Origin of the sequence: Sphingomonas sp. BE123, assembly GCF_031456015.1 — a bacterium.
Lineage (GTDB): Bacteria > Pseudomonadota > Alphaproteobacteria > Sphingomonadales > Sphingomonadaceae > Sphingomonas.
Genome location: NZ_JAVDTW010000001.1, coordinates 688,873 through 712,718 on the forward strand (window position 1 = coordinate 688,873; position 23,846 = coordinate 712,718).

The 23,846-nt window shown below is 67.4% G+C and carries 21 protein-coding genes; 6 read left to right on the forward strand and 15 right to left on the reverse strand.

What is annotated here, in order from left to right; all coding sequences use genetic code 11:
• Positions 1-88 precede the first annotated feature (88 nt).
• Both J2Y54_RS03400 and J2Y54_RS03405 read left to right on the forward strand, forming a co-directional pair.
• Positions 89-1,081 (forward strand): alpha/beta hydrolase, encoded by a 993-nt coding sequence (locus J2Y54_RS03400; protein ID WP_310036908.1) that lies wholly within the window; start codon positions 89-91, stop codon positions 1,079-1,081.
• Positions 1,082-1,175: 94 nt separating this feature from the next.
• The gene (locus tag J2Y54_RS03405) at positions 1,176-1,604 is read left to right on the forward strand and encodes an MAPEG family protein (protein WP_310036909.1); all 429 of its coding nucleotides are present in this window, start codon (positions 1,176-1,178) and stop codon (positions 1,602-1,604) included.
• A 97-nt stretch (positions 1,605-1,701) separates the two neighbouring features.
• Here the strand turns inward: J2Y54_RS03405 and J2Y54_RS03410 are convergent, their stop codons facing one another.
• The 12 genes from J2Y54_RS03410 to J2Y54_RS03465 form a co-directional block, all read right to left on the reverse strand.
• Positions 1,702-3,591, reverse strand: a complete 1,890-nt coding sequence (locus tag J2Y54_RS03410; protein ID WP_310036911.1) for an XrtA/PEP-CTERM system amidotransferase — start codon at positions 3,589-3,591, stop codon at positions 1,702-1,704.
• Between the two features lie 163 nt (positions 3,592-3,754).
• Positions 3,755-5,215 carry an exosortase A gene (xrtA, locus tag J2Y54_RS03415; protein WP_405052893.1) on the reverse strand — a complete coding sequence of 487 codons (1,461 nt, stop codon included), beginning with the start codon at positions 5,213-5,215 and terminating at the stop codon, positions 3,755-3,757.
• Positions 5,216-5,292: 77 nt separating this feature from the next.
• Positions 5,293-6,513 (reverse strand): TIGR03087 family PEP-CTERM/XrtA system glycosyltransferase, encoded by a 1,221-nt coding sequence (locus J2Y54_RS03420; protein WP_310036913.1) that lies wholly within the window; start codon positions 6,511-6,513, stop codon positions 5,293-5,295.
• Positions 6,513-7,586 carry a FemAB family XrtA/PEP-CTERM system-associated protein gene (locus J2Y54_RS03425; protein WP_310036914.1) on the reverse strand — a complete coding sequence of 358 codons (1,074 nt, stop codon included), beginning with the start codon at positions 7,584-7,586 and terminating at the stop codon, positions 6,513-6,515. The genes J2Y54_RS03420 and J2Y54_RS03425 overlap by 1 nt, the downstream gene beginning before the upstream one ends.
• Positions 7,583-8,452 (reverse strand): XrtA system polysaccharide deacetylase, encoded by an 870-nt coding sequence (locus tag J2Y54_RS03430; RefSeq protein WP_310036916.1) that lies wholly within the window; start codon positions 8,450-8,452, stop codon positions 7,583-7,585. Before J2Y54_RS03430 ends, J2Y54_RS03425 begins: the two co-directional genes overlap by 4 nt.
• A 1-nt stretch (position 8,453) precedes the next feature.
• Entirely contained in the window at positions 8,454-9,554 is a 1,101-nt protein-coding gene (locus J2Y54_RS03435; RefSeq protein ID WP_310036917.1) for an AAA family ATPase, read from the reverse strand.
• Between the two features lie 25 nt (positions 9,555-9,579).
• Positions 9,580-11,175, reverse strand: coding sequence for a hypothetical protein (locus tag J2Y54_RS03440; protein WP_310036918.1), 1,596 nt, complete (start codon positions 11,173-11,175; stop codon positions 9,580-9,582).
• Positions 11,172-12,161, reverse strand: coding sequence for an AAA family ATPase (locus tag J2Y54_RS03445; protein WP_310036919.1), 990 nt, complete (start codon positions 12,159-12,161; stop codon positions 11,172-11,174). The genes J2Y54_RS03440 and J2Y54_RS03445 overlap by 4 nt, the downstream gene beginning before the upstream one ends.
• Positions 12,162-12,171: 10 nt before the next feature.
• On the reverse strand, positions 12,172-13,689 hold the full coding sequence (locus J2Y54_RS03450) for an XrtA system polysaccharide chain length determinant (protein WP_310036920.1): 1,518 nt from the start codon (positions 13,687-13,689) through the stop codon (positions 12,172-12,174).
• Positions 13,690-13,704: 15 nt separating this feature from the next.
• Positions 13,705-14,349 (reverse strand): XrtA/PEP-CTERM system exopolysaccharide export protein, encoded by a 645-nt coding sequence (locus J2Y54_RS03455; RefSeq protein WP_310036921.1) that lies wholly within the window; start codon positions 14,347-14,349, stop codon positions 13,705-13,707.
• A gap of 258 nt (positions 14,350-14,607) precedes the next feature.
• Positions 14,608-15,810 (reverse strand): pyridoxal-dependent decarboxylase, exosortase A system-associated, encoded by a 1,203-nt coding sequence (locus J2Y54_RS03460; protein WP_310036922.1) that lies wholly within the window; start codon positions 15,808-15,810, stop codon positions 14,608-14,610.
• On the reverse strand, positions 15,807-17,318 hold the full coding sequence (locus J2Y54_RS03465) for an acyl-CoA ligase (AMP-forming), exosortase A system-associated (RefSeq protein ID WP_310036923.1): 1,512 nt from the start codon (positions 17,316-17,318) through the stop codon (positions 15,807-15,809). Before J2Y54_RS03465 ends, J2Y54_RS03460 begins: the two co-directional genes overlap by 4 nt.
• 121 nt (positions 17,319-17,439) lie before the next feature.
• Here J2Y54_RS03465 and J2Y54_RS03470 point away from each other — a divergent pair, with 121 nt between their 5' ends.
• The 3 genes from J2Y54_RS03470 to J2Y54_RS03480 are packed head-to-tail and all read left to right on the forward strand — an operon-like array spanning position 17,440 to position 19,225.
• Positions 17,440-17,712 carry an acyl carrier protein gene (locus J2Y54_RS03470; RefSeq protein ID WP_310036926.1) on the forward strand — a complete coding sequence of 91 codons (273 nt, stop codon included), beginning with the start codon at positions 17,440-17,442 and terminating at the stop codon, positions 17,710-17,712.
• 41 nt (positions 17,713-17,753) lie between these two features.
• Entirely contained in the window at positions 17,754-18,410 is a 657-nt protein-coding gene (locus J2Y54_RS03475) for a hypothetical protein (protein WP_310036928.1), read from the forward strand.
• Complete coding sequence (locus J2Y54_RS03480) at positions 18,398-19,225, forward strand: hydrolase 1, exosortase A system-associated (protein ID WP_310036930.1); 828 nt, start codon at positions 18,398-18,400, stop codon at positions 19,223-19,225. Before J2Y54_RS03475 ends, J2Y54_RS03480 begins: the two co-directional genes overlap by 13 nt.
• A gap of 315 nt (positions 19,226-19,540) precedes the next feature.
• On the opposite strand, the gene trxB is transcribed toward J2Y54_RS03480, so the two are convergent.
• Complete coding sequence (gene trxB, locus J2Y54_RS03485; protein ID WP_310036932.1) at positions 19,541-20,512, reverse strand: thioredoxin-disulfide reductase; 972 nt, start codon at positions 20,510-20,512, stop codon at positions 19,541-19,543.
• Between the two features lie 164 nt (positions 20,513-20,676).
• On the opposite strand from trxB, the gene J2Y54_RS03490 reads away from it, so the two are divergent.
• Entirely contained in the window at positions 20,677-21,303 is a 627-nt protein-coding gene (locus tag J2Y54_RS03490; protein ID WP_310036934.1) for a peptidylprolyl isomerase, read from the forward strand.
• A 3-nt stretch (positions 21,304-21,306) separates the two neighbouring features.
• Here J2Y54_RS03490 and J2Y54_RS03495 read toward each other — a convergent pair whose 3' ends face one another.
• Entirely contained in the window at positions 21,307-21,465 is a 159-nt protein-coding gene (locus J2Y54_RS03495; protein ID WP_310036936.1) for a hypothetical protein, read from the reverse strand.
• 193 nt (positions 21,466-21,658) lie between these two features.
• Positions 21,659-23,812, reverse strand: a complete 2,154-nt coding sequence (locus J2Y54_RS03500; RefSeq protein WP_310036938.1) for a prolyl oligopeptidase family serine peptidase — start codon at positions 23,810-23,812, stop codon at positions 21,659-21,661.
• Positions 23,813-23,846 lie beyond the last annotated feature (34 nt).

Below are 23,846 nucleotides of genomic sequence, written 5' to 3' on the forward strand. Positions count from 1 at the left end.
TGCGGCCCCCATATGGGAGGCGCGCGCCGGATGCAAAGGGCGAAGCATGGGCTGGCCCCAAGCTGCTGAAATCCCCTATGACTGCGACATGAGCATGACGATCGGACGCAGGACATTCATCGGCGGCGCGGCCGCCTTCGGCCTTACCGGCACCGCCGCCGCACAGTCGGCGCAAAAGGTGTTTGCCCCCGCTCCGCCCTGGCCCCCGCGCGAAACGCTGATGCTGTGGCCGACCCTGCCGCCCGGCACCCCGCCCGGCATCGCGCCGTCCAGGGAACCCGTCCCCCTGCCCCCCGGCACGCCGCAGCGCTGGGAAAAGGGCATCCGCCACCCCTATCTCGGCATCTTCCGCCCGCAGCGGCCCGACGGGCGCGCGGTGCTGGTGATGCCCGGCGGCGGCTATGTCTTTGTCAGCTTGATCAATGAAGGGGTGAATGTCGCGCGCGTGCTCAACCCGCTCGGCATCACCGTGTTCGTCCTCGCCTATCGCCTGCCCGGCGAAGGCTGGTTCAACCGCACCGACGTGCCGCTGCAGGATGCGCAGCGCGCGATGCGCCTGATCCGCGCCAATGCTACGCATTACCGCATTGATCCGGCCAAGCTCGGCATCCTCGGCTTTTCCGCCGGCGGCCATCTCGGCGGCACCCTTACCGTCGGCCATGACGATCCGGTCTACAAGCCGCGCGATGCCGCCGACAGCCTGTCCGCGCGCCCGCGCTTCTCCGGCCTGATCTACCCGGTGACTCAGTTTGCGAGCGCCGGCCCCAACAGCCGCTCCGGCCCGAACCTGTTCGGCGGCCCGCCTCCAGCCGGAGCCGCCTCCGCCCGCTTCGACGTCCTCACCCGCGCCAGCCCCGCAATGCCGCCCTTGTTCCTCGCCCATGCGATGGACGACGGCACCGTGCCGGTCACCCAGAGCATCGCCCTCATTGAAGCCGCGCGCCGCCACAAGGTGCCGGTCGAAGCCCACCTGCTCGAACGCGGCGGCCACGGCTTCGGCGCGCTCTCGCTCAAGCCAAGCAATCCCGGCCACAAATGGCTGGAGTGGTTCGCCACCTGGACCGCGACGCACGTGAAGTAGCCAATTCCTCTCCTGAGCGTCGCTCGGGGGAGGAATTGGTTGCAAACCCGCACCGACCGTCGCACCCTTCCGCAAAACAGGGGGAGGACACATCATGCACAGCGCCATTTTCGGTCCGGTCATCGCATTGATCGGCTGGACGCTCATCATGTGGGTCTGGATGTACGCAAAGCGCATCCCGGCGATGCAGCGCGCCGGGATCGACGTCGCCAAGCTCAACGGCGGCACCGGCGCTGACCTGCGCGCACGGATCGAGACCAAGGCGCAATGGCCCGCCGACAATTACAACCATCTGCTCGAACAGCCGGTGATCTTCTACGCCATCTGCATCGTACTGGCGCTGATGGATCAGGGCGACAATCTCAACGCGACCATCGCCTGGGCCTATGTTGTGCTGCGCATCGCCCACAGCCTCGTCCAGGTGACGACCAACCGCGTCATCGTGCGCTTCTCGCTCTTCAGCCTCGCGACCATCGCGCTGATCATGCTGACGGTCCATGCGGCCATGGCGTTCTGGGGCTAAGCCGCCATCTCGTCGTCCCGGGCTTGACCCGGGACGGGGCTTCTTCTTCGCTGGCCCAGAAGGCAGCCCCGCCCCGGCGCAAGGCCGGGGCGACGGTTCAGGGAAACAGCCGCGCGAGACTCCGCTCCAGCATCATCAACTGCCACAGCGTCCGCCCATGCTCCGCGCGCCCGGCGCGATGCTCCTCCGCCAGCCGCGCGATCGCCTTGGGCTCGAACCACCCGCTCCCGGCGAGCACCCGCGAGCGCGCCAGCCCCGCCGCCTCCTCCGCCAGCGCCTTGCGGAACCATGCCGACACCGGCGTCACAAACCCCATCTTGGGCCGATACAGCACCTCTTTCGGCAGATACGGCTCCAGCGCCTTCTTCATCAGCCATTTGCCCTGTCCGCCGCAGATCCGCATCGACGCGGGCAACGTCGCGGCAAATTCGACGAAGCGATAATCCAGCAACGGCTCGCGCGCCTCCAGGCTCACCGCCATGCTGGTGCGGTCCATCTTGGTCAGGATGTCGCCGGGCAGCCAATGTTTGAAATCGGCATATTGCGCGCGGTCGAGCCCGTCGCGCGCGGGCGCCGCCCGCATCGTCTCGATATAGCGCGTCTCGGCGCGGTGCTCGCCCAGCGTCGCCCGCGCCGCATCGGTATACAATCCGCTGCGCACCTCCGGCGTCGTCACTCCGACCGCCTTGGCATAGGCCGCCCCGCCCTCATCGGCGAGCGCCAGCAGCGTCGTCTTCGCGCGCAGCGGGCGCGGCGCCCAGTCGGCCTTGGGATAAACCCGCCCCAGCGCGCCGAACACCCCGCGCACCGATTCCGGCAGCACCGATCGCACCCGCTCTTCCGCCGCATGAAATTTGTACCGGCGATACCCGGCCAACGCCTCGTCCGCGCCATCGCCCGACAGCGCCACCGTCACGCTCTCGCGCGCCAGCTCGCACACGCGGTACGTCGCCAGCGCCGACGCATCGGCAAAGGGCTCATCGAAATGATGCACCAGCGTGTCGATCAGCGCATGATCATCCGCCGCGACGGTCTTCACCCGGTGCTGCGTCGCAAAGCGCTCGGCCACCAGCGCCGCGTGCGCCGTTTCGTCATAGCCCGCCTCATCGAACCCGATGGTACAGGTCTTGACCGCCGCCCGGCTCGCCTCGGCCATCAGCGCCACAACCGCGCTCGAATCCACCCCGCCCGACAGGAATGCGCCCAGCGGCACATCGGCGATCATCCGCGAGCGCACCGCGCTGCGCAGATGGTGGATCAGCTCCGCCTCCAGATCGCGCGCCGACCCTTTGGCCCGCTGCGAAAAATCGATGTCCCACCATTTGACCGGCGCGGGCACCGGCTTGCCGCGCTCGAGCAGCAGATAATGGCCGGCGGGCAGCTTTTTCACCCCCGCCAACACGCTCGCATCGTCGGGAACGTATCCCAGCCCCAGGAAATCCTCGACCGCCGTGAAATCGGGCGTCCGCCGGAACAGCGGATGCGCCAGCAGCCCCTTGATCTCCGACGCGAACGCCACCGCCCCGTCCGACAGCTCGGCATAATGGAGCGGCTTCACCCCCATCCGGTCACGCGCCAACAACAGCGACTGTGCCCGCGCGTCATACAGCGCGAACGCGAACATCCCGTTCAGCCGCTCCAGCAACCGCGGCCCCCAAGCGCGCCAGCCATGCAAAAACACTTCGGTGTCGCTATGGCTGACAAATGCCGCGCCCCTGGCTTCCAGCTCGGCGCGAACTTCCTGGAAATTATAGATTTCGCCGTTGAAGCTGACGACGACATCGCCCTCGGGCGTCGCCATCGGCTGGCCGCCGCCTGCCAGGTCGATGATCGACAGCCGCCGATGCCCCAGCCCAACGCCCGGCGCAGTCCACACACCCGCCCCATCCGGCCCGCGATGTACCAGCGCGTCGCTCATCGCCCGCACCCGCGCCGGCTCCACCGGCTTCGGCGTCCCGGGATAGTAGAGTCCTGCAATTCCGCACATCGACGATCAGCGCCCCACCCTAGCCGTCACCCCCGCGAAAGCGGGGGCCCATCTCCGGCATTCTCGCACACTTCCACGGTTGTGCTTTTGACCCGTCCGGAAGATGGCCCCCCGCTTTCGCGGGGGTGACGAACGGTTGCAAGCTCAGCCCGACGAACCGAGCTTAATTTGCTCCCGCCGCCCAATCCGCCAGCACATCCACCGGCGGCATCGCCCCCAGAAACCGCTTGATCGCGGCACGTGTCGGCAGGTCGCCTTTCTCCGCCGACACCATCACCGCCACCGCGCGCTGCCGCCCGCCGAGCAGCTTCGCCTTCAGCGTCTCCGCCTTCACCCGCGACGGACTGCCCGTGACAACATCGCCGACGCGGTACCAGGTCACCACCTCGCGCTCGACCGGGCCCGGAGCGGTCATGCGCAGCGCGCTACCGCCCTCCAGCGCGGGCAGATCCTCGATCCGCACCCAGCTGTCATTCTCCCGGATCGCACCCTGGCCGAACCCGACCAGTTCCTTGCCCTCGCGCTGGCTCGAATAGACCGCGATGACCAGATCGACCTGCGCGCCCATGCCATCGGAGTAACGCGTCATCACGAAATGATCCGCGCCGGGAAAGTTCGGCTTCCACACTGCGCGCGTGCTCAGCGGACCCTGCGTCCACCCAGTCACCTGCGGCGCCACCACCTTGGCGGGCAGCGCATCGGCACGTGCCGCGATCACCCCGGCCCAGGCCATGAACAGGCTCACCACCGCCAGCGAAACCAGCGCTACCACCGCCGGCATCTGCGCCGTCCCCGGCCAGCGTGCCTGCAACTCTGCGGGATCGAACCATGGCGCGTCGGGGTCGCGGTCGAACCATTTCCACCCGATCGCCAGCACGCCCGCCATCACCGCGCCAAAGAATACCCAGCCATAGACGATATGGTCATAGCCCGTCGCCGCCTCGACCGATGTCAGATAGGCGGCATAGACCGTCCCGAACGCACGCACGCCATTTGCCAGCATCGGCACGACCAGCGCGACCGCCATGAACGCCGCACGCCGGGTCCAGCTGGTGTAGCAGACATTCGCCACCAGCGCGCCGTACGCGATCATCGCGATCACGAACTTCGCGCCGGAGCACGCCTCTGCCACCTCGAAATAGCCGTTCGGCGTGGTGATCAGCACGCCATCGACATGCGCCGGCACCCCGAACAGGTCGAGCAGCGGCACGAGGATGGCGACGGTCAGGTCCTGCAGCGGCTTTTCCAGGCCCTCCCCGAACGGCACCAGAAAGATCATGTACGCCAGCGGAAACGCCAGCGCGCGCACGACATTGGGCCCGAGCAGTGCGACCACTGCCCCCTGCAGCATCACCACCAGCCCAAGGTGCCGGAACAGCGCTACCCCGGCCGCGTCGCCGAGCAGCCACGCGCCAGCGCCGCCCGCCACGACGATCAGCCCGGGCCACCACGCGTCCGGCCGCAGCGCGGCCAGTCCCGCCCGACGCTGCCACACGAGCCAGCCGACAACCGGCGCCACGAACAGGCAATGGCCAAAAGTGGTGTTGGTCCAATAAATCGCAGCGAGGTCGCCGACATCGCCGCGGAACAGCAGCAGCAGCACGGCCCACACACCCGCCAGCATCGCGGCATGATGCTGCCACCGCGTGTCGAACACCGGGTTCGCCGCGTGCGCGTGCGGAGCCGCTGCGCTCGCCACGTTCAGGCCGCAGCCGGACGGTCCAGCCGCCGCTCGTTGCGCCCGCGCAGCCCCATGATGTCATCGAGCACCGCGAGGCGCGCGTCCCAGCTGTAATGGTCGATCACCCGCTGCCGCGCGAGCGCGCCGAACGCCGATGCGGTCAGCGGGTCGGACAGGATACGGTTCACGGCATCGGCGATCTCGCCGACCGTCCCGCCGACTTCGACCGTGCCGCCATGATCGATGCCGGTGGCGGCGGCGGTCGATGCAACCACCGGGCGCGCCATCGCCATCGCTTCGAGCACCTTGTTCTGAATGCCGCGCGCCAGCTTGAGCGGCGCGACGACGACCGATGCCGCATGCAGCCACGGGCGCACGTCCGGAACCTCGCCGGTCACGGTCACGCCGGGATGTTTGGTCAGCGCCTTGACCGCATCGGTCGGCTTGCGCCCGACAATGGCAAAGCGCGCCTTGGGATGACGCAGCCGGATATGTGGCAGGATCGTCTCGACGAACCAGGTCACCCCCTCGACATTCGGGCGATAGTCCATCTGCCCGGTAAAGACGATCAGCTCGCCCATCGTGTCGATGCGCTTGAACTGCGCGCCGGGATCGAAAATGCCGGTGTCGATGCCATTGCCGACCGCGTGCACCCGCTCCGCCCCGGTCCGCTCGCGGAACAGCTGCGCTTCTTCCTCGCTGACGAACAGGCTGGCATCGGCGCGGGCGGCGATGGCGCGCTCGTGCGCGCCCAGCAGCCGTGCCTCGCGCCGCATCATCCACCCGGTAAAGCCGCGGCTGGTCTCGCCATAGCTCGCAAACTTGGCCGAATCCATGTCGACAAAGTCCATCACGACCTTTTGCCGCGGGCGCAGCGGGACATATTGCGCCATCTGGCTGGAAAAGACGTAGATCGTGTCGATCGCATGGCGCGCCAGCATCGTCTCGACCGCGCGATGCACTTCGGCATTGTCGAACGCGGTCAGCGACACCGGCCGGTTGGACAGCAGAGACTGGACCCCGGCCAGCATCTGCGGCTTGCTCCGCCACACGATCTGACGGTTGCCCGTCAGCTTGGCGAGGCCCGACTTGCGCTTGAGATCCGCAGGGTCGTCGGCAAACGCCACCAGATGCACGCGCTTGCGCTCGCTCAGGTAGCGGATGACGTTGAACGCGCGGATCTTGTCGCCGCGGTCGGGCGGAAACGGCACGCGATGCGCCAGGAAGAGGATATCGCCCATCAGCCGAGCCCCCGCGATATCCATGGGCCCAGGCGATTGGCGATGGCGAGCGGAAGCTTGCTCCACAGCGCCACCTGCAACCGGTATTTGGGATTGAGCGGGTTGGCGTCGCGGATCGCCGCGCCTTCGGCAACGCGGTCATAATAGGTCAGCGGCTGCGGCACGAAGCCCCAGTTCTTCTTAAACGCGGCCGCGCCCGTACCGACCTTTGAGCGTCCGAAATCGAATCGCGTGCAACCGCGCGTTCGCGCATGGCGCATCAGTTCGAAATACATGCGGTCATTGGCGCGCAGCCGGCGCGCTTCCGCCGTTCCGCCACCCCAATAGGGAAACACCGTCCGCCGCCAATAGAGACTCAACACAGCGGACACCGCCTTACCCTCACGCCGCACAACCAGCACATCGGCTGCGCTACCAAATTCGTGCAACACTTCCGTGAACAGTGCACGCGGAAACACCGGGGTACCCAGATTGCGTACGGATTCGGCATAAACCGCATAGTGCGCCGCCACGTCCGCCGCGTCGCGCCCGATCGAGACCGTCAGATCGGTGTCCAGCGCCTTGCGCACCTCGGCGCGCTGCTTGCGCGGGATGGCGAGCAGTTCGGCGTCGTCGTCCTCGGCAAGCGGGCGGACGAAACCCAGATAATGGCTGTCGTCCACGGTCCATTCCGGCCCGGGCCGCGGGCCGCCACGCACCTCGACACTCGGACAGCTCAGCCGCTTTGCCAGTGCCCAGCACGCCTCGGCCAGCGCTTCGGCGACGACCGGCTTGTCAGCCAAGATGCCGCCCCCCACGCCAAACCCGGCGGACGCCAGCACCCGTCCGAACAGCGGCGAGTGCAGCTCGGTCAGCGGCATCACCCCGACGATTCCGCGCTCGCCGCGCTCGGCCACCAGATAATGGCTGCGCTGTCCGCACCCCTTGGCCACCGCCGCGCTCCACGCGGGCAGGTGGAACGGCGTCGCGTCGGGATGCTCATGGACATAGGCGCCGATCCGCGCGCGATCGATCGTATCGTTCAGGTCGGCGACGCGCAGCGTCAGCGGGCGCAGCTGGACCGGTGCGTTCACGCCGCCACCTCCAGCACCGGAACGCGGTCGAGCACCGCGGCCTCCGCTGCCGCCACCCGATCGGTGCGATCCCAGCGATGCGCCTTAAACAGCGTCCGCAGCTTCCCCGCCATCGCCCCCAACCGGCTGTAGTGGCGCAGCTTCGACTTGATCGGCGCATTCTCGACGCGCGGCTGGCGCGGATCGATCTCCCACGGATGGAAATAGAACACCGCCGGCTGCCCGCCCGCGTTCATGGCGCGGATCGCGCCCTGCACGACCGCACCCGGCAACAAGCGGAAGAACCCGCCCCCGGTCGTGACCTCCCGCCCCAGAAACCGCGCCGTGGTCACCGGCAGCTCGATCAGCTCGCTTCCCGCGACCGGGCGATAGGCGCGGCGCGGCGCGTCGGCCCAGCCATAATGGTCATGCCCGATCGGCGCGACGCTCGACGAATAGGCATAGCCTTCCTCCGCCAGCACCTGATGCGCCCAGGGGGTGCGGACATCGATCGAAAAGCTCGGCGCGCGATACCCGGTCACCTGCTGTCCGGTCGCATCCTCCAGCACCGCGCGGGCGCGGGCGATATCGGCACGAAACTGCTCCGGCCCCATGGTGAACACGCGCTGGTGATCCCAGCCATGGCTCGCCACCTCATGCCCCGCTTCGGCAATCCGCCGCATCAGCGCAGGATAGCGCTCCGCCACCCAGCCCAGCGTGAAGAAGGTCGCCTTGACCCCGCCCTCGCCGAACAGCGCCAGCACCGCCTCGGTATTCGCCTCGACGCGATGCTCCAGCGCCGGCCAATCCTCGCGCGCGATCACCGTCTCGAACGCGCCGACCTGGAACCAGTCCTCGACATCGACCGAAAGGGCATTGGCGATCATGTCAGGCAGCGGCTCCCCGCCGCGTCGGACGGGCATCCTCGACCTCGATGAAGTCGACCATCAGCGTCAGCACCCGGCGCAGCGCCGCGTCCTGTTCCTCGATCCGCGCTTCCAGCCGCGCGAACCGCGCCGCCAGCTCGGCGTCCAAGGCTGCCGCTGGAGCAGGCGCTGCCGCTGGCGCGGCCGGGGCCGACATTTCGCGCCGCAACGCTTCGCGCGCCGCCTGCGCCGCGTCGCGCGGAGCCGGAACCGGTGCCGGGCGCGCCGGTGCCGAAGGCGGCATCGCCCCCGACAGATCGCCCTCAAGATCGGCGATCACCGCCTCGACATCCGCGCCGGTAAAGCTCGTAATCTCCTCGATCGCGCCGAGCAGCAACACCCGGCCGGCAAGCAGGTTCACCTTGCGCGGAATGCCACCCGACCAGCGATAGATCGCCGCAACCGCATCGTTGGTAAAACGCGGCTTGCCCCGCCAGCCGACACACGACAGCCGGTGGATCAGATACGGCTCCAACTCGTCCGCGCCCATGCCGTCCAGCGCATGCATCGCGATCACCCGCTGGCGCAGCTGATCGAGCCGCGGGTCGGACAGGCGCGCGCGAAATTCGGGTTGGCCGAGCAGGAAAATCTGCAGCAGCGGATAGCCGCCCGCCTGGAAATTGGACAGCATGCGCAGCTCTTCCAGGCTTTCGATCGGCAGCGCCTGTGCCTCGTCCGCGATCAGCAGCGTGCGCCGCCCCTGCCGCGCCACCGCATGCAGCTGCTTCTCGATCGCCGCGAGCAATTGCGCCTTGGCCAGATGCGTCCCGTCGATGTTCAGGCCAGCCGCGACCATCAGCAACAGGTCCTCGGCCTCGACCTGAGTCGTCACGATCTTGATGACGTGCAGCCGTTCGGGGTCGATCGTTTCCATCAGGTGACCGACCAGGGTCGTCTTGCCCGCACCGGGCGCGCCTGTGATGACGATGAACCCCTCGCCCTGGCTCAGGCCATAGCCGAGATAGGCCATCGCCTTTTTGTGCGTGGCGGTATCGAACCAGAACGCCGGATCGGGCGTCAGCTGGAACGGTCGCCCGCTCAGTCCGTAATGGTCGTCGTACATCCTGCCATCCCTGGACCAAAAACCTTCAGAAACCGTAGCGAAGGCCAAGCTGCGCCTGCGCCTGCGTGCTGCTGCCCGCGCCATCGACCTCGAAGCTGGAGATGCCGAGCGACGCCACCGCGCTCAACGGCCCGAAATTGTGATAATAGGATCCGGCCGCGCCGCCACCGAACACGCCCGGCGCACCGGCGATGCTGCTCTGGAAATAATTCACGAACACGTTGCCGTTGATCCCGGACCGGCCGCTCAGCGCCTGCGACGCGAACAGCTGGGCGTAATAGGTATCGTCGCTGCTGCCCGCCAGCGCCGAACTGCCCGCCGGGACCAGATAGCGCCGGTTGGCATAGCCCGCCCCCAGCCCCAGCGTGGTCGGCCCGGCATTCAGCGCCAGCACCGCCGAAACGCCGCGTGCGCGGTAATTCGCGCTCGCGACCGATCCCAGCGCGTTGGTCAGGCACCCGCCCGCCGCGCTGCCGCTGTCGCCGAACACGCATCCGTCGAACGCGTCGCCAAAGACATTGCCCGGAATGTTGAAGCTGGTCGGTAGCGCCGCGAGGTCGCTCGCCAGCTGGCGGCCAAAGCTCTGTACCGAATCATACACGCCGACCTGCAATGCCGAACGGCGCGAAATCTGCCACTGCAGCGACCCGGTATAGCTCATCGAGTCGTACCGGCGCCCCGCGCGCGCCTCCAGCATCAGCCGCGAGCTGGGCTTGTACAGCACCCCCGCATCCCAGAAGATGCCCTCGATTTCGTACGCGATGCGCGGTGGCGATGCCGGATCGGTCACGAACCGTCCGGCGCCGTCGCGCACGATCGCGCCGGTCCCGTCGCGCAACGCATCCTTCTGCGTGATCTCGATCTTCTCATAGCCAACGCCGCCCACGACCGCGAGCCCGCGACCGATCGGCAGCACCGCGTCGGCGCGGCCATATTTGCCGTCGAAGGTCTGGTCGAGCTGGCTCATTTCCTCGCGCTGCCATGCGCCCGCGACACTCAGACCGACCGGCAGGATCGTCCCCGCCTTCACCCCCGCGCGCACCTGCGCCAGATGATTGGTCGCGCTGTCGAACACATCGACCGGCGGCGCGGCGGGATCGATTGCGGAGATCGACGGCGCCTCGACCTTGGTATAGCCGAAACGATAGGCCGCGCTGACGCTCGCCGGACCGTTGCCGGTATGGAAAGTCGGCCCGCCATAGACCGAATAGACCTGCGCGACGTTGCGCACATTGCCCGCCAGATTGGTCGGCGCATCGCCGCGAATGTCGCTGCGCGCCCGCGTCGCCAGCGCCCCGCCCTCGACCGTAAAGCCCGGCGCGACCTTCACCGCAGCGCGTGCGAGGCCGCTATGCGTGTCCTGATCGGCGACGTCATTCTGCCAGTCGAAGCGGCGTTCATATTTGTACGACAGCTGCACCTCGACCCGGCGCGTCTGGATCGACGCATCGACCCCCGCGCCGATGGTGGAGTAAGTCAGTACCTCACCGCCGCCCGAAAGGTCGGCGACCAGCACTTGCCCTGCATCGACATAGGGCTCGATCGACTTGCGCTTGTCCTTGGCCAGCGCGGGCGCGGCGATCAACGCGGTGGCGGCACATGCCGCGGCGAACAGCCTCATTGGTCGGGCTCCCCATAATAGGCGCCATAGCTCCCGAACCGGCGGCCATTGGGTTGGATGGAAACGCTGTTGAGCAACAACTGGATGTGCTCGCACCCGTCGAGCAGGCCGACAGCGTCGCGCAACTCGCTCTCGCGCGTGCGGTCGGCGCGGACCACCAGCATCACCTGCCCGACATGGCTGGCCAGCGCGCTGGCGGGCGATGCGGCAAGGATCGGGGGCGAATCGAAAATCACGATGCGGCGCGGATTGGCCGCCGCCAGCCCGTCGAGGATCGCAGCGGCGCGCGCGCTTGCCAGCAGCTCGGTGTCGGCAACGCTGCGCGTACCCGCCGGGAGCACCGACAGCTGCGGCACATCGGTATCGATGATGCAGTCCTCGACATTCTTCACGCCGCCCGACAGCACGTCGAGCAGCCCCGGACCATCCGGTGCGCCCAGTCGCGCCAGCACGTCGGGCTTGGCGAAATCGGCGTCGACCAGCAGGATCTCGACGTCCTTCTCCGCTGCCAGCGACAGCGCCAGGTTGATCGCACAGAATGTCTTGCCGTCATTCGGCTTGGCCGAGCAGACCAGGATCATCCGCGACCGGTCGTCCGCGCCCGCGCCGCCGTCCGCGCGGATCTGCCGCGCCGTGGTCAGCAACTGGCGCTTCACCAGCCGGAACTCCTCGGCCAGCGCGGTGATCACCGCACCGGGGACCAGCATGCCGTGATCGGCCAGCTTCTTGCGGTCGATGGCGATTCGCCGCCGCGCGGCTGCCGGTTGCGCGACCGGATCGACCGGGGCGACCGGTTCGGGCCGCACCAGCGGCGCACGCGGCGCCTCGACCGCGCCGAACGGCGGAATGTCGTGGCGCGGCAATGGCGCCGGGGCACTGGGCGCCGGGGCCGGCTGCTGCGCGGCCTGACGCTGGATCAGCGCCTGATGCGCCACCGCCCGCTCCACCAGCGATCCGCCAAGCCGTTTCGGGGTCTGGTCGTTCATGCCCTCGCCCTCACGCGCTCATGCCACGCTGGAGCATTTCCAGCCCCAGCAACGCCACCCATGCAACCGCCAGCCCGGCGGTCGCAGCGGCAAACATCTGCAGTCGCCGGCGTCGCAATGCGGACTGGCCAGCGGTCACCACTTCACCGATCGATCCGATCACCGGCATGCCGCTGATCCGCTCCAACTTCGCCGTCGTCGGGAAGGTCCCGGCAATCTGGCTCAGCGCAAAGGCGACCGCGACGCCTGCGCCGAGACCGACGACGAGCACGCCGGTCAGCAACAGCGGGCGGTTCGGCGATGTCGGCGATTGCGGCGCGCTGGGTGGATCGATCACGTTGAACTTGACCGCATCCGCCTGCCCCGCCGCCTGGCTGCGCAGCTTCACCTGCTCGCGGTCAGCAAGCAGCTTGTCATACGCCGCTTTCAGCACCTGATAGTTGCGGTCGATCTCCGCCTGTTCCTGCGCGGCTGCCGGGTCGCCGGCGATCTTCGCGTCGATCGCGGCCATATCGGCCTCGATCTGCGCCTTTCGGTTGGTCAGCGCGGCGACCTGCGCCGACTTGTCGGCCTGCATCGCGCGCAGGCTCAGATACAGCGGATTGGCGGTCGCGCCGCCCCCGCCGCTCGTCACCGGCTCGCGCCGCGCCGCGGCCTGCGCCGCCGCCATCTGGCTCTTCAGCGCGATCACGTCGGGGTGATTGTCGGTAAAGCCGCGCGCGCGCGCCTCGGCCAGCTGGCCCTGGATCGCGGACAGCCGCGCCCGCGCCGGGCCGGCCACGGCGCCGCCGCCGACCCCGGCGACCGTCGCTGACGTCCCCGCCATCTGGCCGTTGACCGCAGCAAGGCTGCTTTGCGCCGCTGCCAGTTCCTGATTGACCTGCGCCAGTTGCGCGCGCGCCGCCGACAGCCGCTCGGCCAGCGTACCGGTGCCGGGCAGCGATCCCAGATAGCGGGTCTGGAAATCCGCCTTCTTGGCTTCCGCTTCCTGCAGCGCCTTTTGCCGCTGGGCGAGCTGCTGGTCGAGGAACTGGAGCGACTGGCTCGCCTCGTCGCGGATCGTGCCGAGATTGTCCTCGACGAAAATGTCGATCAGCTTCTGGACGATCGTGCGCGACAGCTTGCCGCTGTCCGCAGTCGCGGTGATCTCGAACAGATTGTCCTGCTGCGCGGTGATCTTGATATGCTTCTGCAGCGTGCCGACGCGGTCGGCAACGTCGCGATCGGTCGCGACGGTGTTGGCAAGGTCGGTGCCGCGCACCACCTTTTCCAGATTGACCGCGCTGACCAATGTGGTGCGGACCCGGTCGATATCCTTCTGCTGCTCCTGCTGGGTCGCAATCCCCTCGCCGGGCAGCACCTGGCGCAGCTGCACGAAGATTCGCGCGCGACTCTCATACTGGTTCGGGATCTGCGACACGACCAGCCAGCCCGCCAGGCAGACCGCCCAGGCGACGGCCACGGCAATCCAGCGGCGCTGCCACACGCCGTGCAGGATCGTCCTGATCTCGTCCCACAATCCCCCCACCGGGCCGTCTCCGTGTTAGAACATGCTTTCGGGAATGATGATCACGTCGCCCGGCTCAAGCCGGACATTCGCGCTGGTGTCGCCGTTCTTGAGCAGGTCGGACAGGCGGACCTTGTACTCGCGCTGCTTGCCGCTGGCCTTGTCGTACCGGACCAGCCGCGCGCGATTCCCCGCCGCGAATTCGCTGAGGCCCCCGACCGCGATCATCGCGTCGAGCAACGTCATGTTGGCACGATACGGCAGCGACGCCGGCTTTTCGGTCGCACCGACGATGCGCACCTGCTGGCTGAACGTGCCCGAGAAGCTCTTGACCACAACCGACACGATCGGGTCCTTGATATACTCGCCCAGCGCGTACTTCAGATCATCGGCCAGCATCGCGGGCGTCTTGCCCACCGCCGGCATGTCGCTCACCAGCGGCGTAGTGATGCGGCCATCGGGGCGCACCTGCACCTCCGCCGACAATTCCTGATTGCGCCAGACAAAAATCTGCAGCGTGTCGAGCGGGCCGATGACATATTCCTCGCCCGGCCCTTCGCGGCTGGCGACGAACGCGGTCGGCGGCAGCTCCGGTCGGTTGCCGCCGCCCATACAGCCCGAAAGCGCCCCCGCCATCATCAGCGGAAGCGCCAGTCTTTTGCCGACCTGTCCCAAACGCATCACAATCGAACCTCCTGACGCTCGCGCGGCCCCGGCGTCCCGGGGCCATGACACGAACAACCGCTTTGCTATGGCGGCGGGAGGTAAAGATTGCGTTAGGAACGCCGCACCTGGCGGCGTGACGTCAGGGTCTTGAGCGCCTCCGGCGCTGCGGCACCGGCCCGCTCCCCCACCCGGCCACCCAAGCAGAGTATCCTAGATGGGTGGCCGGGTGGGGGAGCGGGCCGGTGCCGCTTCAGCGAAGCTGAAAACAACAGCTCAGGCGACGATTTCCGCGGCCGGTCCGTGGCCTAAAAATCCTGAAGGACTCGCACTCGCGCCATAGGCACCGGCAAGGAACACAGCGACCACATCGCCGACCTGCGCCGCGGGCAGCGCCACCTTGTCGCCCAGCCGATCCAGCGGCGTGCACAGCGGCCCAACCACCGAAACCGTCTCCACCGGCTCAGCACCCATCTTCCCCGCAATCGCGATCGGATAGTTGCGCCGCACCACCGTCCCGAAATTGCCCGAAGCGGCAAGCTGATGGTTGAGGCCGCCGTCACAGATCAGGAAAATCTCGTCCCCGCTGACCTTACGGTCGACGATCTGCGTCAGATACACGCCGCACTCCGCCGCGATCCACCGCCCCAGCTCGATCGCATAGGCCTGATCCGGCTCCAGCACCTCCGCCAGCCGCGCGCCGACTCGCTCGATGTTTACCGGCATATCGCCCGCAAAATAGGGGACGCCTAACCCGCCGCCGATATTCACCAGTGGCGCCTTCGTCCCGACAGCCTCGGCCAACTCGCGCGCGAGGCCAACGGTCGCCGCCTGCGTCTCGCAGATCGCTTCGCTGTCCAGCGCCTGCGACCCGGCAAAGATATGAAACCCGCGCCAGTCCGCCCCCGCCGCGATCAGCCGCTTGACCAGCTCTGGCACCCGAACCGCATCGATTCCGAACGGCGAAGGCCGCCCGCCCATCTTCATGCCCGAGCCCTTGAGCTCGAACGAGGGATTGACCCGCACCGCCAGCTTCGGCGTCACGCCCAGCCGTTCGGCAATCGCCAGCGCCCGATCCGCCTCACCCTCGGACTCAAGGTTCAGCGTCGCCCCGGCGACAATCGCCGCCTCCAGCTCAATGTCGCGCTTCCCCGGTCCGGCAAAGCTGATATGCTCCGCATCCTTGACCGCCAGCGCCGTCGCCAGCTCGCCCCCCGACGCCACATCCAGCCCCCCGACCAGCGGCGCCACCGCCGCGAGAAACGCCGGCAACGGATTGGCTTTAATGGCAAAATGGATTTCGACCGCATCCGGCAGCGCCGCCCGCAACTGCCCGATCCGCGCGCGCACGATGGCGGTGTCGTAAACGAACACCGGCGTCCCCGCCTGCGCCGCCCAGTCGCGCGCAGCGCGCCCGGCGATGTGCAATTCCCCGCTCTCCCCCGCAAAATAGGGCGGGATCGGCCCCATCGGCTTCATGCCGTCATCTCCGCCTTCAGGCCCGACCGGTCGAGCTTCCCGTTCGCATTGCGCGGCAAATCCTCGCGCCACACATAGCGCGCCGGCTGCATGAACGCCGGCAGCTCACGCCGCAACCGCTCGCGCAACGCCGCTTCGGCCGCCTCCGCCTCGCCCCGCGCCACCGCAACCACCACCACCGCCTGCCCCAGCCGCGCATCCGGCACCCCCAGCGCCACCGCCTCACGCGCCTCGCCACCGGCCAGCACCGCTTCCTCGACCTCGGTCGGACTGATCCGGTTGCCGGACGATTTGATCATCTCGTCATCGCGCCCGACGAACCGCAGCAAGCCGTCCGCGCCCTCGACTACCGTGTCCCCCGAAAACACCGCCATCCCGCCATAGCGGGACTCCGCCGGCGCTGGCTTGAACCGCAGCGCGGTGCGCTCCGCATCCTGCCAATATCCCTGCGCGACCAGCGGCCCGGCATGCACCAGTTCGCCCGCCTCGCCCGGATCGGCGCGCGTCCCATCGGGCCGCATCACCAAGATCTCGGCGAACGGAATTGCCCGCCCCATCGATTCCGGGTGCGCGTCGACCAGCCCCGGATCGAGATAGGTCGAGCGAAACGCCTCGGTCAGCCCATACATCGGATACAGCGCAGCCTGCGGGAACCGCGCCCGCAGCCCGCGCACCATGCCCACCGTCAGCGCCCCGCCCGAATTGGTCAGCCGCTTCAGCTTCGCGGCGACCTCGACCGGCCATTCCGCCTCCAGCAGCTGAGTCCACAGCGGCGGCACCCCCGCAATCGTGGTGGCGTCATGCCGGTCCACCGCCTTGATGACGTCGCGCGCGGTGAGATAATCCAGCGGAATTACCCGCCCGCCAGCCGCCCAGGTCGACAGCAGCTGGTTCTGCCCATAGTCAAAGCTCAGCGGCAGCACGCCCAGCACGCGGTCGCCCGGCGTCACCTTCAGATAATGCGCCACGCTGATCGCCCCCAGCCACAAATTGGCATGGCTCAGCATCACCCCCTTGGGCCGCCCCGTCGAGCCCGAAGTGTACAGGATCGCCACCAAATCCCTTGGATCGCGCGGCGAGGACCCCAACCCCTCGCCCGCCAGCGGCGCATCGCCATCGAACACGACGCGGCACCCTGCTGGCACATCGCCCGGCTCCAGCGTCCCCGCCCGCGCCCCTTGCGTCAGCAACAGCCGTGCCCCGCTATCGGCCAGAATATGCGCGACCTGCGCGCGCTTCAGCACCGGGTTGACGGGCACATGCACCAGTCCAGCCCGTGCCGCCGCCAGCGGCATCACGCACGCATGCCGCGTCTTGGGGAGCCAGGTCGCCACGCGATCCCCCGCTTCCAGGCCCTGCCCGCGCAACCACAACGCCAGCGCCGCGACCGCCGCCTCCAGCTCGGCATAGCTCAGCGTCCCCGCACGATCTTCCAGCGCAATCGCATCAGGCGCACCGCGCGTCGTCAGTGCATCAATTGGGTAAGGGGTCGGGTCGAGTTCCACCATCGCGCCTGCATATCCCGCATCGGTTAACGATCCAGTGTCTATTATCGCTTAGCAGGTGCAGCACTTGGCATCGCCGTGTGCAACGCGTAACGGGCGCCAAAACAACCGGGGATTTGGGGCCGTGCAGCCTGACGGATACAACGAAGTCGAAGAAACCGTGCGCGGCGTACTGCGCGACGTGCTGGGCATCGACGCCGCCCGCGCCGCGACCTTCGACGAAACGACGCCCTTGTTCGGCGCACTCCCCGAGCTCGATTCGATGGCGGTCGCCGGCGTGCTGACCGAGATCGAGGATCGCCTCGGCATCATCATCGACGATGACGAGGTGGACGGCGACATGCTCGAAACCTTCGGCGCGCTCGTCCGCTTCGCCGCGTCAAAGGCGCTCAGCTGATCCGCGCCGACGCCTATGACTGGCCCGGCGGCCGCGAAGCGATGCTGCGCTTCGGCCCCGACACCGGCCCGGTCGTGGTCGTCGCGCTCCCCCTGTTCGAAGAAGCCAACCGTACCCGCGCCTTCGCGGTGAGCATCCTGCGCGCGCTGGCGGAGCGCGGAATCGCCGGGGCGCTGCCTGACCTGCCCGGTCAGGGCGAGAGTTTGCTGCCGACCCACGAAACCGATCTCGCCAAACTGCGCACAGGCTTCGCCGCCGCCGTCGCCAGCCTCGACACGCCCGCCTTCGCCCTCGCGATCCGCAGCGGCGCCCTGCTCGATATCGAAGCGCAGGTCACTGCCCGCACCCACCTCTCCCCCATGACCGGAGCAGACCTGCGCCGCGAACTCGTCCGCGCGCGCCAGGCATCGGCGCGCGAGGCCGGCGAACCGTTCGATCCCGCCAGCCTCGAAACCGCTACCGCCCCGGTCGAACTGGCCGGCAATCTGATCAGCCCTGCCCTGCTCGCCCAGCTCAGCGACGCCACGCCGTCAACCGAGCAAACCCGCACCGTCCGCCTCGCCACTGAAGCCAAGCCCGCCGACGCCAAGCTCCCCGGCAGCCCGCTCTGGCGCCGCGCCGAGCCCGATAATGACCCCGCCTTCGCCCAGGCCGTCGCCGACGACATCGCCCAATGGATCGCGACATGCGCCGCCTGACCAGCTTCCCCTGCGCCGGCGAAACCCTCGCCGCCACGCTTGATGAAGCCCCCGGCAGCACCGGCCTGCTGATCGTCTCGGGCGGCAATGAAATCCGCATTGGCGCGCATCGCGGCATGGCCGAACTCGCCGCCACCGTCGCCGCATCGGGCCATCCCGTATTCCGCTACGACCGCCGCGGTATCGGCGATTCATCGGGCGAAAACAGCGGCTTCGAATCGACAGCGCAGGACATTTCTGAAGCCGCCACCGCCTTCCGCCGCGAAGCGCCCCACCTCACCCGCGTCATCGCCTTCGGTAATTGCGACGCCGCCAGCGCCCTCATCCTGTTCCACGCACAGGCAAACATCGACGCCCTGATCCTGACCAACCCCTGGACGATCGAACCCAGCGCCGACGGCAACGACCTACCCCCCGCCGCCGCGATCCGCTCGCGCTATCTCGAAAAGCTGAAAAACCCCCGCGAACTCCTCCGTCTGCTCACCGGAGGTGTTAATATTCGGAAATTAATCAGCGGCTTGGCCAAAGCATCGGCGAAACAATCTCAACCCCCAACCGGCCTCCCCGCCCGTCTAGCCACATCGCTCGCGGCGACCACGGTGCCGGTAACAATCCTGCTAGCCGAACGCGACAACACCGCGCTGGCCTTCGCCGACCACTGGAAAAGCGCGACCTTCGCCCCAGCCCGCATCACCGCAACGCTGACAACCTGCCCCACCGACAGCCACAGCTTCGCCCGCCCAGCGGACAAGGCCTGGCTGACCGAACAGGTGCTGGCCGCCCTCGACCCATACCCTACGTCGCCCCGGGCTTGACCCGGGGCGGGGCTTCTATTTCAGCCGCTCAAGAAAGCCGGACCCCGGGTCAAGCCCGGGGCGACGAACGAGGGGGCTTTCCTACAAACCCTCAAAAAGCGCATAAGCTGGTCGATGCGCCCTCGACCCGCCTTGCTCCGGCCCACACGCCGCAATCCCGGCCCCGGCAAACCCGCGCAAAGCAACGCCGATAGTGTAAAGCCAGTGTCAGCTTCCGCGTCGCACGCGCATGATACCCCGCATATTCTGTCAGTTTCGTCACCCGAAACCAACAGAAAGACACGCGTTGCCCGTAACTTCGTCAGCTTGCCCGGCTCACTCCGCGGCGTGCGCCACCGCCTCGAAATCCGCCTCGGCCAGAAAGCGTTCGGCGTCCAGCGCCGCCATACAGCCAGTCCCCGCAGCCGTGATCGCCTGGCGATAGACCTTGTCCATCACGTCGCCGCACGCGAACACCCCGGGCACGCTGGTGCGCGTCGAACCGGTCTCGACGGTGATGTAGCTGTCCTCGTCCAACGCCAGATGCCCGCGGAACAGCTCGGTCGCCGGGTGGTGGCCGATCGCGACGAAGCCGCCCTCGACATCGATGCTCGATTCCTCACCCGTGACGGTGTCGCGCAGGCGCAGCGCGACCAGCCCCTCGGGATCGCCCCCGCCGACGAATTCCACCACTTCCTTGTTCCACAGCGTCTTGATCTTCGGGTTGGCGAACAGCCGCTCCTGCAGGATCTTTTCGGCGCGCAGCGTGTCGCGGCGGTGGATCAGCGTGACGTCATGGCTGTGGTTGGTCAGGTACAGCGCCTCTTCGACCGCAGTGTTGCCGCCGCCGATCACCGCGACCTTCTTGCCGCGGTAGAAGAACCCATCGCACGTCGCGCACGCCGAGGCGCCCTTGCCCTTCATCGCCTCTTCGCTCTCCAGCCCCAGCCACTTGGCCTGCGCGCCGGTCGCGATCACCAGCGTGTCGCCCGAATAGACGGTGCCGCCATCGCCAATCAGGCGGAACGGGCGCTGCGACAGGTCGACCTCGACGATCGTGTCGTACATCATCCGTGCGCCGACATGTTCGGCCTGCGCCTGCATCTCGCCCATCAACCACGGGCCCTGGATCACCTCGCGAAAGCCGGGATAGTTCTCGACATCGGTGGTGGTCATCAGCTGCCCGCCGGGCTGGATGCCCTGCACCACGATCGGCGCCAGCCCCGCGCGCGCGCCGTAAATGGCGGCGGACAGGCCGGCCGGGCCGGAACCGAGGATCAGCATACGGGTCGAGTGGGTGGCGGTCATTCGAAAATCCTGTTCAGTTCCGGAAAGCGAGGTCCGGCGCTGCATCTAGGGGGGCAGCGCCGACTAAGGCAACATGGGTGGTGTCACATCCGCTGCCAGCAAAGCGATTCTGTTGTGGACGAAAGCCGGTTGAAGCCGCGCGCCCTGCCCGGCAGACTGGTGGCATGACGTTCCGCCGCACCCTGCTCGCCGCAGCCCTGCTGCTCCCGCTCCCCGCTCTGGCGCAAGACGTTCCCGCGCCGACGCCGACGCCGACGCCCAAGCCAGCGACGCAAAAGGTGGCGATCGACACCAGTTTCGGCCGCATCGTGCTGGAACTGGAGACCGAGCGCGCGCCGATCACCGCGCGCAATTTCCTGCGCTACGCCGACCAGAAGCGGTTGGACGGCATCGCCTTCTACCGCACGGTCAAGGTCGCCGACAAATTCGGCTTCATTCAGTTCGGGATCGATAACGACCCCAAGCGCATCCTGCCGCCGATCAAGCATGAACCGACCACGCAAACCGGGGTGAAGCACGTCAACGGCGCGATCTCGACCGCGCGGCTGGCTCCCGGCACGGCGCGCGGTGAGTTCACGATCAGCGTGGGCGACCAGCCTTCGCTCGACGCCGACCCGTCCAAGCCCGGCGACAATCTCGGCTATGCCGCGTTCGGCAAGGTGATCGACGGGATGGAGGTGGTGTGGAAGATCCTCGACGCACCGACTTCACCGACCGCGGGCGAAGGGGTGATGAAGGGCCAGATGCTCAGCCCGCGGATCCGCATCCTCAAGGTCAGCCGGATCCCCTAAGCGTCAGAGCCCGCTGAACATCAGGAGGACGAACAGCCAGAACAGCAGCGAGCCGCCCATGACGATCAGGAACCCCGCACCGGCAGGCATCCCGTCCTCGTCCTGGGCAATGGCGATCAGTTCGCGATTGGGTCCGGCATCGATCTGGCGATAGCGAGGCATGGCACCGCTCCTTTGACGATGCCAATCTGCGCCTTTCCACCGGAAATTCCATATCGGGAAAGCCCGAACGGGATTTTACGGAGGCGCCGGTTAACCGCTCCCGCCGGCAACGGTCAGTGGATCTGCGGCTGCAAGCGGTCCGGTCGCCCCGACCGGCGCTTGCAGCCCCTTGCTGCACCCTTGGTGTGCGATGCTATTCGACCGGCTTCACCTGCAGCCCGGTCCACTTTGCCGCGAAGGCATAAAGGTCGGACGTTTCCTCAATCACCTTGTCGGTCGGTTTGCCCGCGCCGTGGCCGGCACGCGTCTCGATGCGGACAAGGTGCGGCTTGGGGCCGATATCGGCGGCCTGCAGCGCGGCGGTATATTTGAAGGTGTGGCCCGGCACCACGCGGTCGTCCGTATCCGCCGTCGTCGCCAGGATCGCCGGATAGGTCACCCCCGACCGGATATTGTGATAGGGCGAATAGGCGCGCAGCCGCTTCCAGTCGGCTTCCTTCGACGGGTAGCCATAGTCATCGACCCAGTAGCGCCCTGCGGTGAAGCGGTCGAAGCGCAGCATGTCCATCACGCCCACGGCCGGCATCGCCGCCGCGAACAGGTCGGGCCGCTGATTGACCACTGCGCCGACCAGCAGGCCGCCGTTCGACCCGCCCTGGATTGCAAGGCCGTCCTTTTTGGTGATGCCCTGCGTGATCAGATATTCGCCGGCCGCGATGAAATCGTCGAACACATTCTGCTTGTTCGCCAGCCGCCCGCCGTCGTGCCACGCCTTGCCATATTCGCCGCCGCCGCGGATGTTGGCGAGGACGAACGCCCCGCCCTGCTCCATCCACGCGACGCGCGCTGCGGAAAAGGCCGGGGTATAGGCGATGTTGAACCCGCCATAGCCCCACAGGATCGTCGGTGCTGGACCGGTCGTCGTCTTCTTGCGCACCACGAACATCGGCACGCGGGTACCGTCCTTGGAGGCGTAGAATTTCTGGTCGACGACATAATCGGTCGGGTTGAACGCAACCTTTGGCTGCGCCCATACCGTCGCCTTGTCGGTCGCGACGTCGTAGCGGAAGATCGTGGTGGGGTAGTTGAAGCTGGTGAAGGCGAAGAATGTCTCATTCTCGTCCGGCTCACCGCCAAACCCCGATGCCGTGCCGATTCCGGGCAGCGTCACCTTGCCCAGCAGCTTCCCGTCAAGCGCGTGGCGGCGCACCTCGGTCTTGGCATCGACCAGATAGGACAGGATCAGCTTGCCGCCGACGATCGATGCGCTGCCCAGCACAGCGGCATCCTGCGCCACGATTTCGCGCGGGGCCATGTCGGCGCTGGCGACGTCGATCGTCACGATGCGGCTGCGCGGCGCATCCTTGTTGGTCGAGATGTAGAAAGTCGACCCGACATTGCCGATCACCGACCACTCATTGGTCAGTTCGCCGATGATCGTCTTCGGCTTGGCCGCCGGATCCTTGAGATCGATGACGTGCAGAAGGTTGCGGTTGTCGGTCCCCTCGCTGGTATAGATCACCAGCCAGCGACCATCGTCGGTCAGGCCCGAATAATGGCTCTGCTTGGGCTGGCTCGGCGTTTCATACACCAGCCGGTCAGCGCTCTGCGGCGTGCCGAGCTTGTGGAAATAGATGCGGTGATTCTCGTTCAGCGCCTGGAACTTGGCGTCCGCCGGAGGTTCGGGATAGCGCGAATAGTAGAAGCCCGACCCATCCTTGGCCCACGACGCGGCCATGGTGAACTTGGCCCATTCAATCTTGTCGTCCAGCACCTTGCCGGTCGCGACGTCGAGGACGCGGATCGTGCGCCAGTCGCTGCCGCCATCTTGGATTGAATAGGCGAGCAGCTTTCCATCCTCCGACGGCAGCCATTCGCCAAGCGCGGTCGCGCCATCGGCAGCCCAGGTGTTGGGATCGATCAGCACGCGGCCTTCGCCGTTCAGGCCATCGCGGACATAGAGCACGGACTGGTTCTGCAGCCCCGAGTTGCGCGAGTAGAAGTAACGCCCGCCCTTGCGATACGGCATGCCGAAGCGTTCATAGTCGAACAGCTTGGTCAGGCGCGCCTTGAACGCGTCGCGGCCGGGCAGCGTGTCGAGATAGGCGTCGGTCACCTTGTTCTGCGCCGCGACCCACTCCGCCACTTCCTTGTCGTTGCGGACATCGTTTTCGAGCCAGCGATAGGGGTCGGCGACCTTTTCCCCGAACTGCTCGTCGACGACATCGACGCGGCGGGTTTCGGGATAGGTGATCGGTGCGGTCATGGTCGGCGCGGACTCCGGGCTGGCGACGGCGGTGGGCGAAACAAACAACAGCGGCAGGGCGAGAATCGACGCGCGACGCATTGGTATCTCCTGAAACGGAACCGCCTTACCCTAT

Excerpts from the sequence above, each read along its gene's own strand:
- xrtA (WP_405052893.1), bottom strand. The coding sequence starts at position 5,215 with ATGCTGGCGGGTGTGTGGGCCGTGCTGCTGCTGCTGTTCCGCGGCGAT.
- J2Y54_RS03490 (WP_310036934.1), top strand. The coding sequence starts at position 20,677 with ATGACGTTCCGCCGCACCCTGCTCGCCGCAGCCCTGCTGCTCCCGCTC.
- J2Y54_RS03465 (WP_310036923.1), bottom strand. The coding sequence starts at position 17,318 with ATGGTGGAACTCGACCCGACCCCTTACCCAATTGATGCACTGACGACG.
- J2Y54_RS03475 (WP_310036928.1), top strand. The coding sequence starts at position 17,754 with ATGCTGCGCTTCGGCCCCGACACCGGCCCGGTCGTGGTCGTCGCGCTC.
- J2Y54_RS03440 (WP_310036918.1), bottom strand. The coding sequence starts at position 11,175 with ATGAGGCTGTTCGCCGCGGCATGTGCCGCCACCGCGTTGATCGCCGCG.
- J2Y54_RS03495 (WP_310036936.1), bottom strand. The coding sequence starts at position 21,465 with ATGCCTCGCTATCGCCAGATCGATGCCGGACCCAATCGCGAACTGATC.
- J2Y54_RS03435 (WP_310036917.1), bottom strand. The coding sequence starts at position 9,554 with ATGTACGACGACCATTACGGACTGAGCGGGCGACCGTTCCAGCTGACG.
- J2Y54_RS03455 (WP_310036921.1), bottom strand. The coding sequence starts at position 14,349 with ATGCGTTTGGGACAGGTCGGCAAAAGACTGGCGCTTCCGCTGATGATG.
- J2Y54_RS03410 (WP_310036911.1), bottom strand. The coding sequence starts at position 3,591 with ATGTGCGGAATTGCAGGACTCTACTATCCCGGGACGCCGAAGCCGGTG.
- J2Y54_RS03480 (WP_310036930.1), top strand. The coding sequence starts at position 18,398 with ATGCGCCGCCTGACCAGCTTCCCCTGCGCCGGCGAAACCCTCGCCGCC.
- J2Y54_RS03445 (WP_310036919.1), bottom strand. The coding sequence starts at position 12,161 with ATGAACGACCAGACCCCGAAACGGCTTGGCGGATCGCTGGTGGAGCGG.
- trxB (WP_310036932.1), bottom strand. The coding sequence starts at position 20,512 with ATGACCGCCACCCACTCGACCCGTATGCTGATCCTCGGTTCCGGCCCG.
- J2Y54_RS03420 (WP_310036913.1), bottom strand. The coding sequence starts at position 6,513 with ATGGGCGATATCCTCTTCCTGGCGCATCGCGTGCCGTTTCCGCCCGAC.
- J2Y54_RS03460 (WP_310036922.1), bottom strand. The coding sequence starts at position 15,810 with ATGAAGCCGATGGGGCCGATCCCGCCCTATTTTGCGGGGGAGAGCGGG.
- J2Y54_RS03430 (WP_310036916.1), bottom strand. The coding sequence starts at position 8,452 with ATGATCGCCAATGCCCTTTCGGTCGATGTCGAGGACTGGTTCCAGGTC.
- J2Y54_RS03405 (WP_310036909.1), top strand. The coding sequence starts at position 1,176 with ATGCACAGCGCCATTTTCGGTCCGGTCATCGCATTGATCGGCTGGACG.
- J2Y54_RS03400 (WP_310036908.1), top strand. The coding sequence starts at position 89 with ATGAGCATGACGATCGGACGCAGGACATTCATCGGCGGCGCGGCCGCC.
- J2Y54_RS03500 (WP_310036938.1), bottom strand. The coding sequence starts at position 23,812 with ATGCGTCGCGCGTCGATTCTCGCCCTGCCGCTGTTGTTTGTTTCGCCC.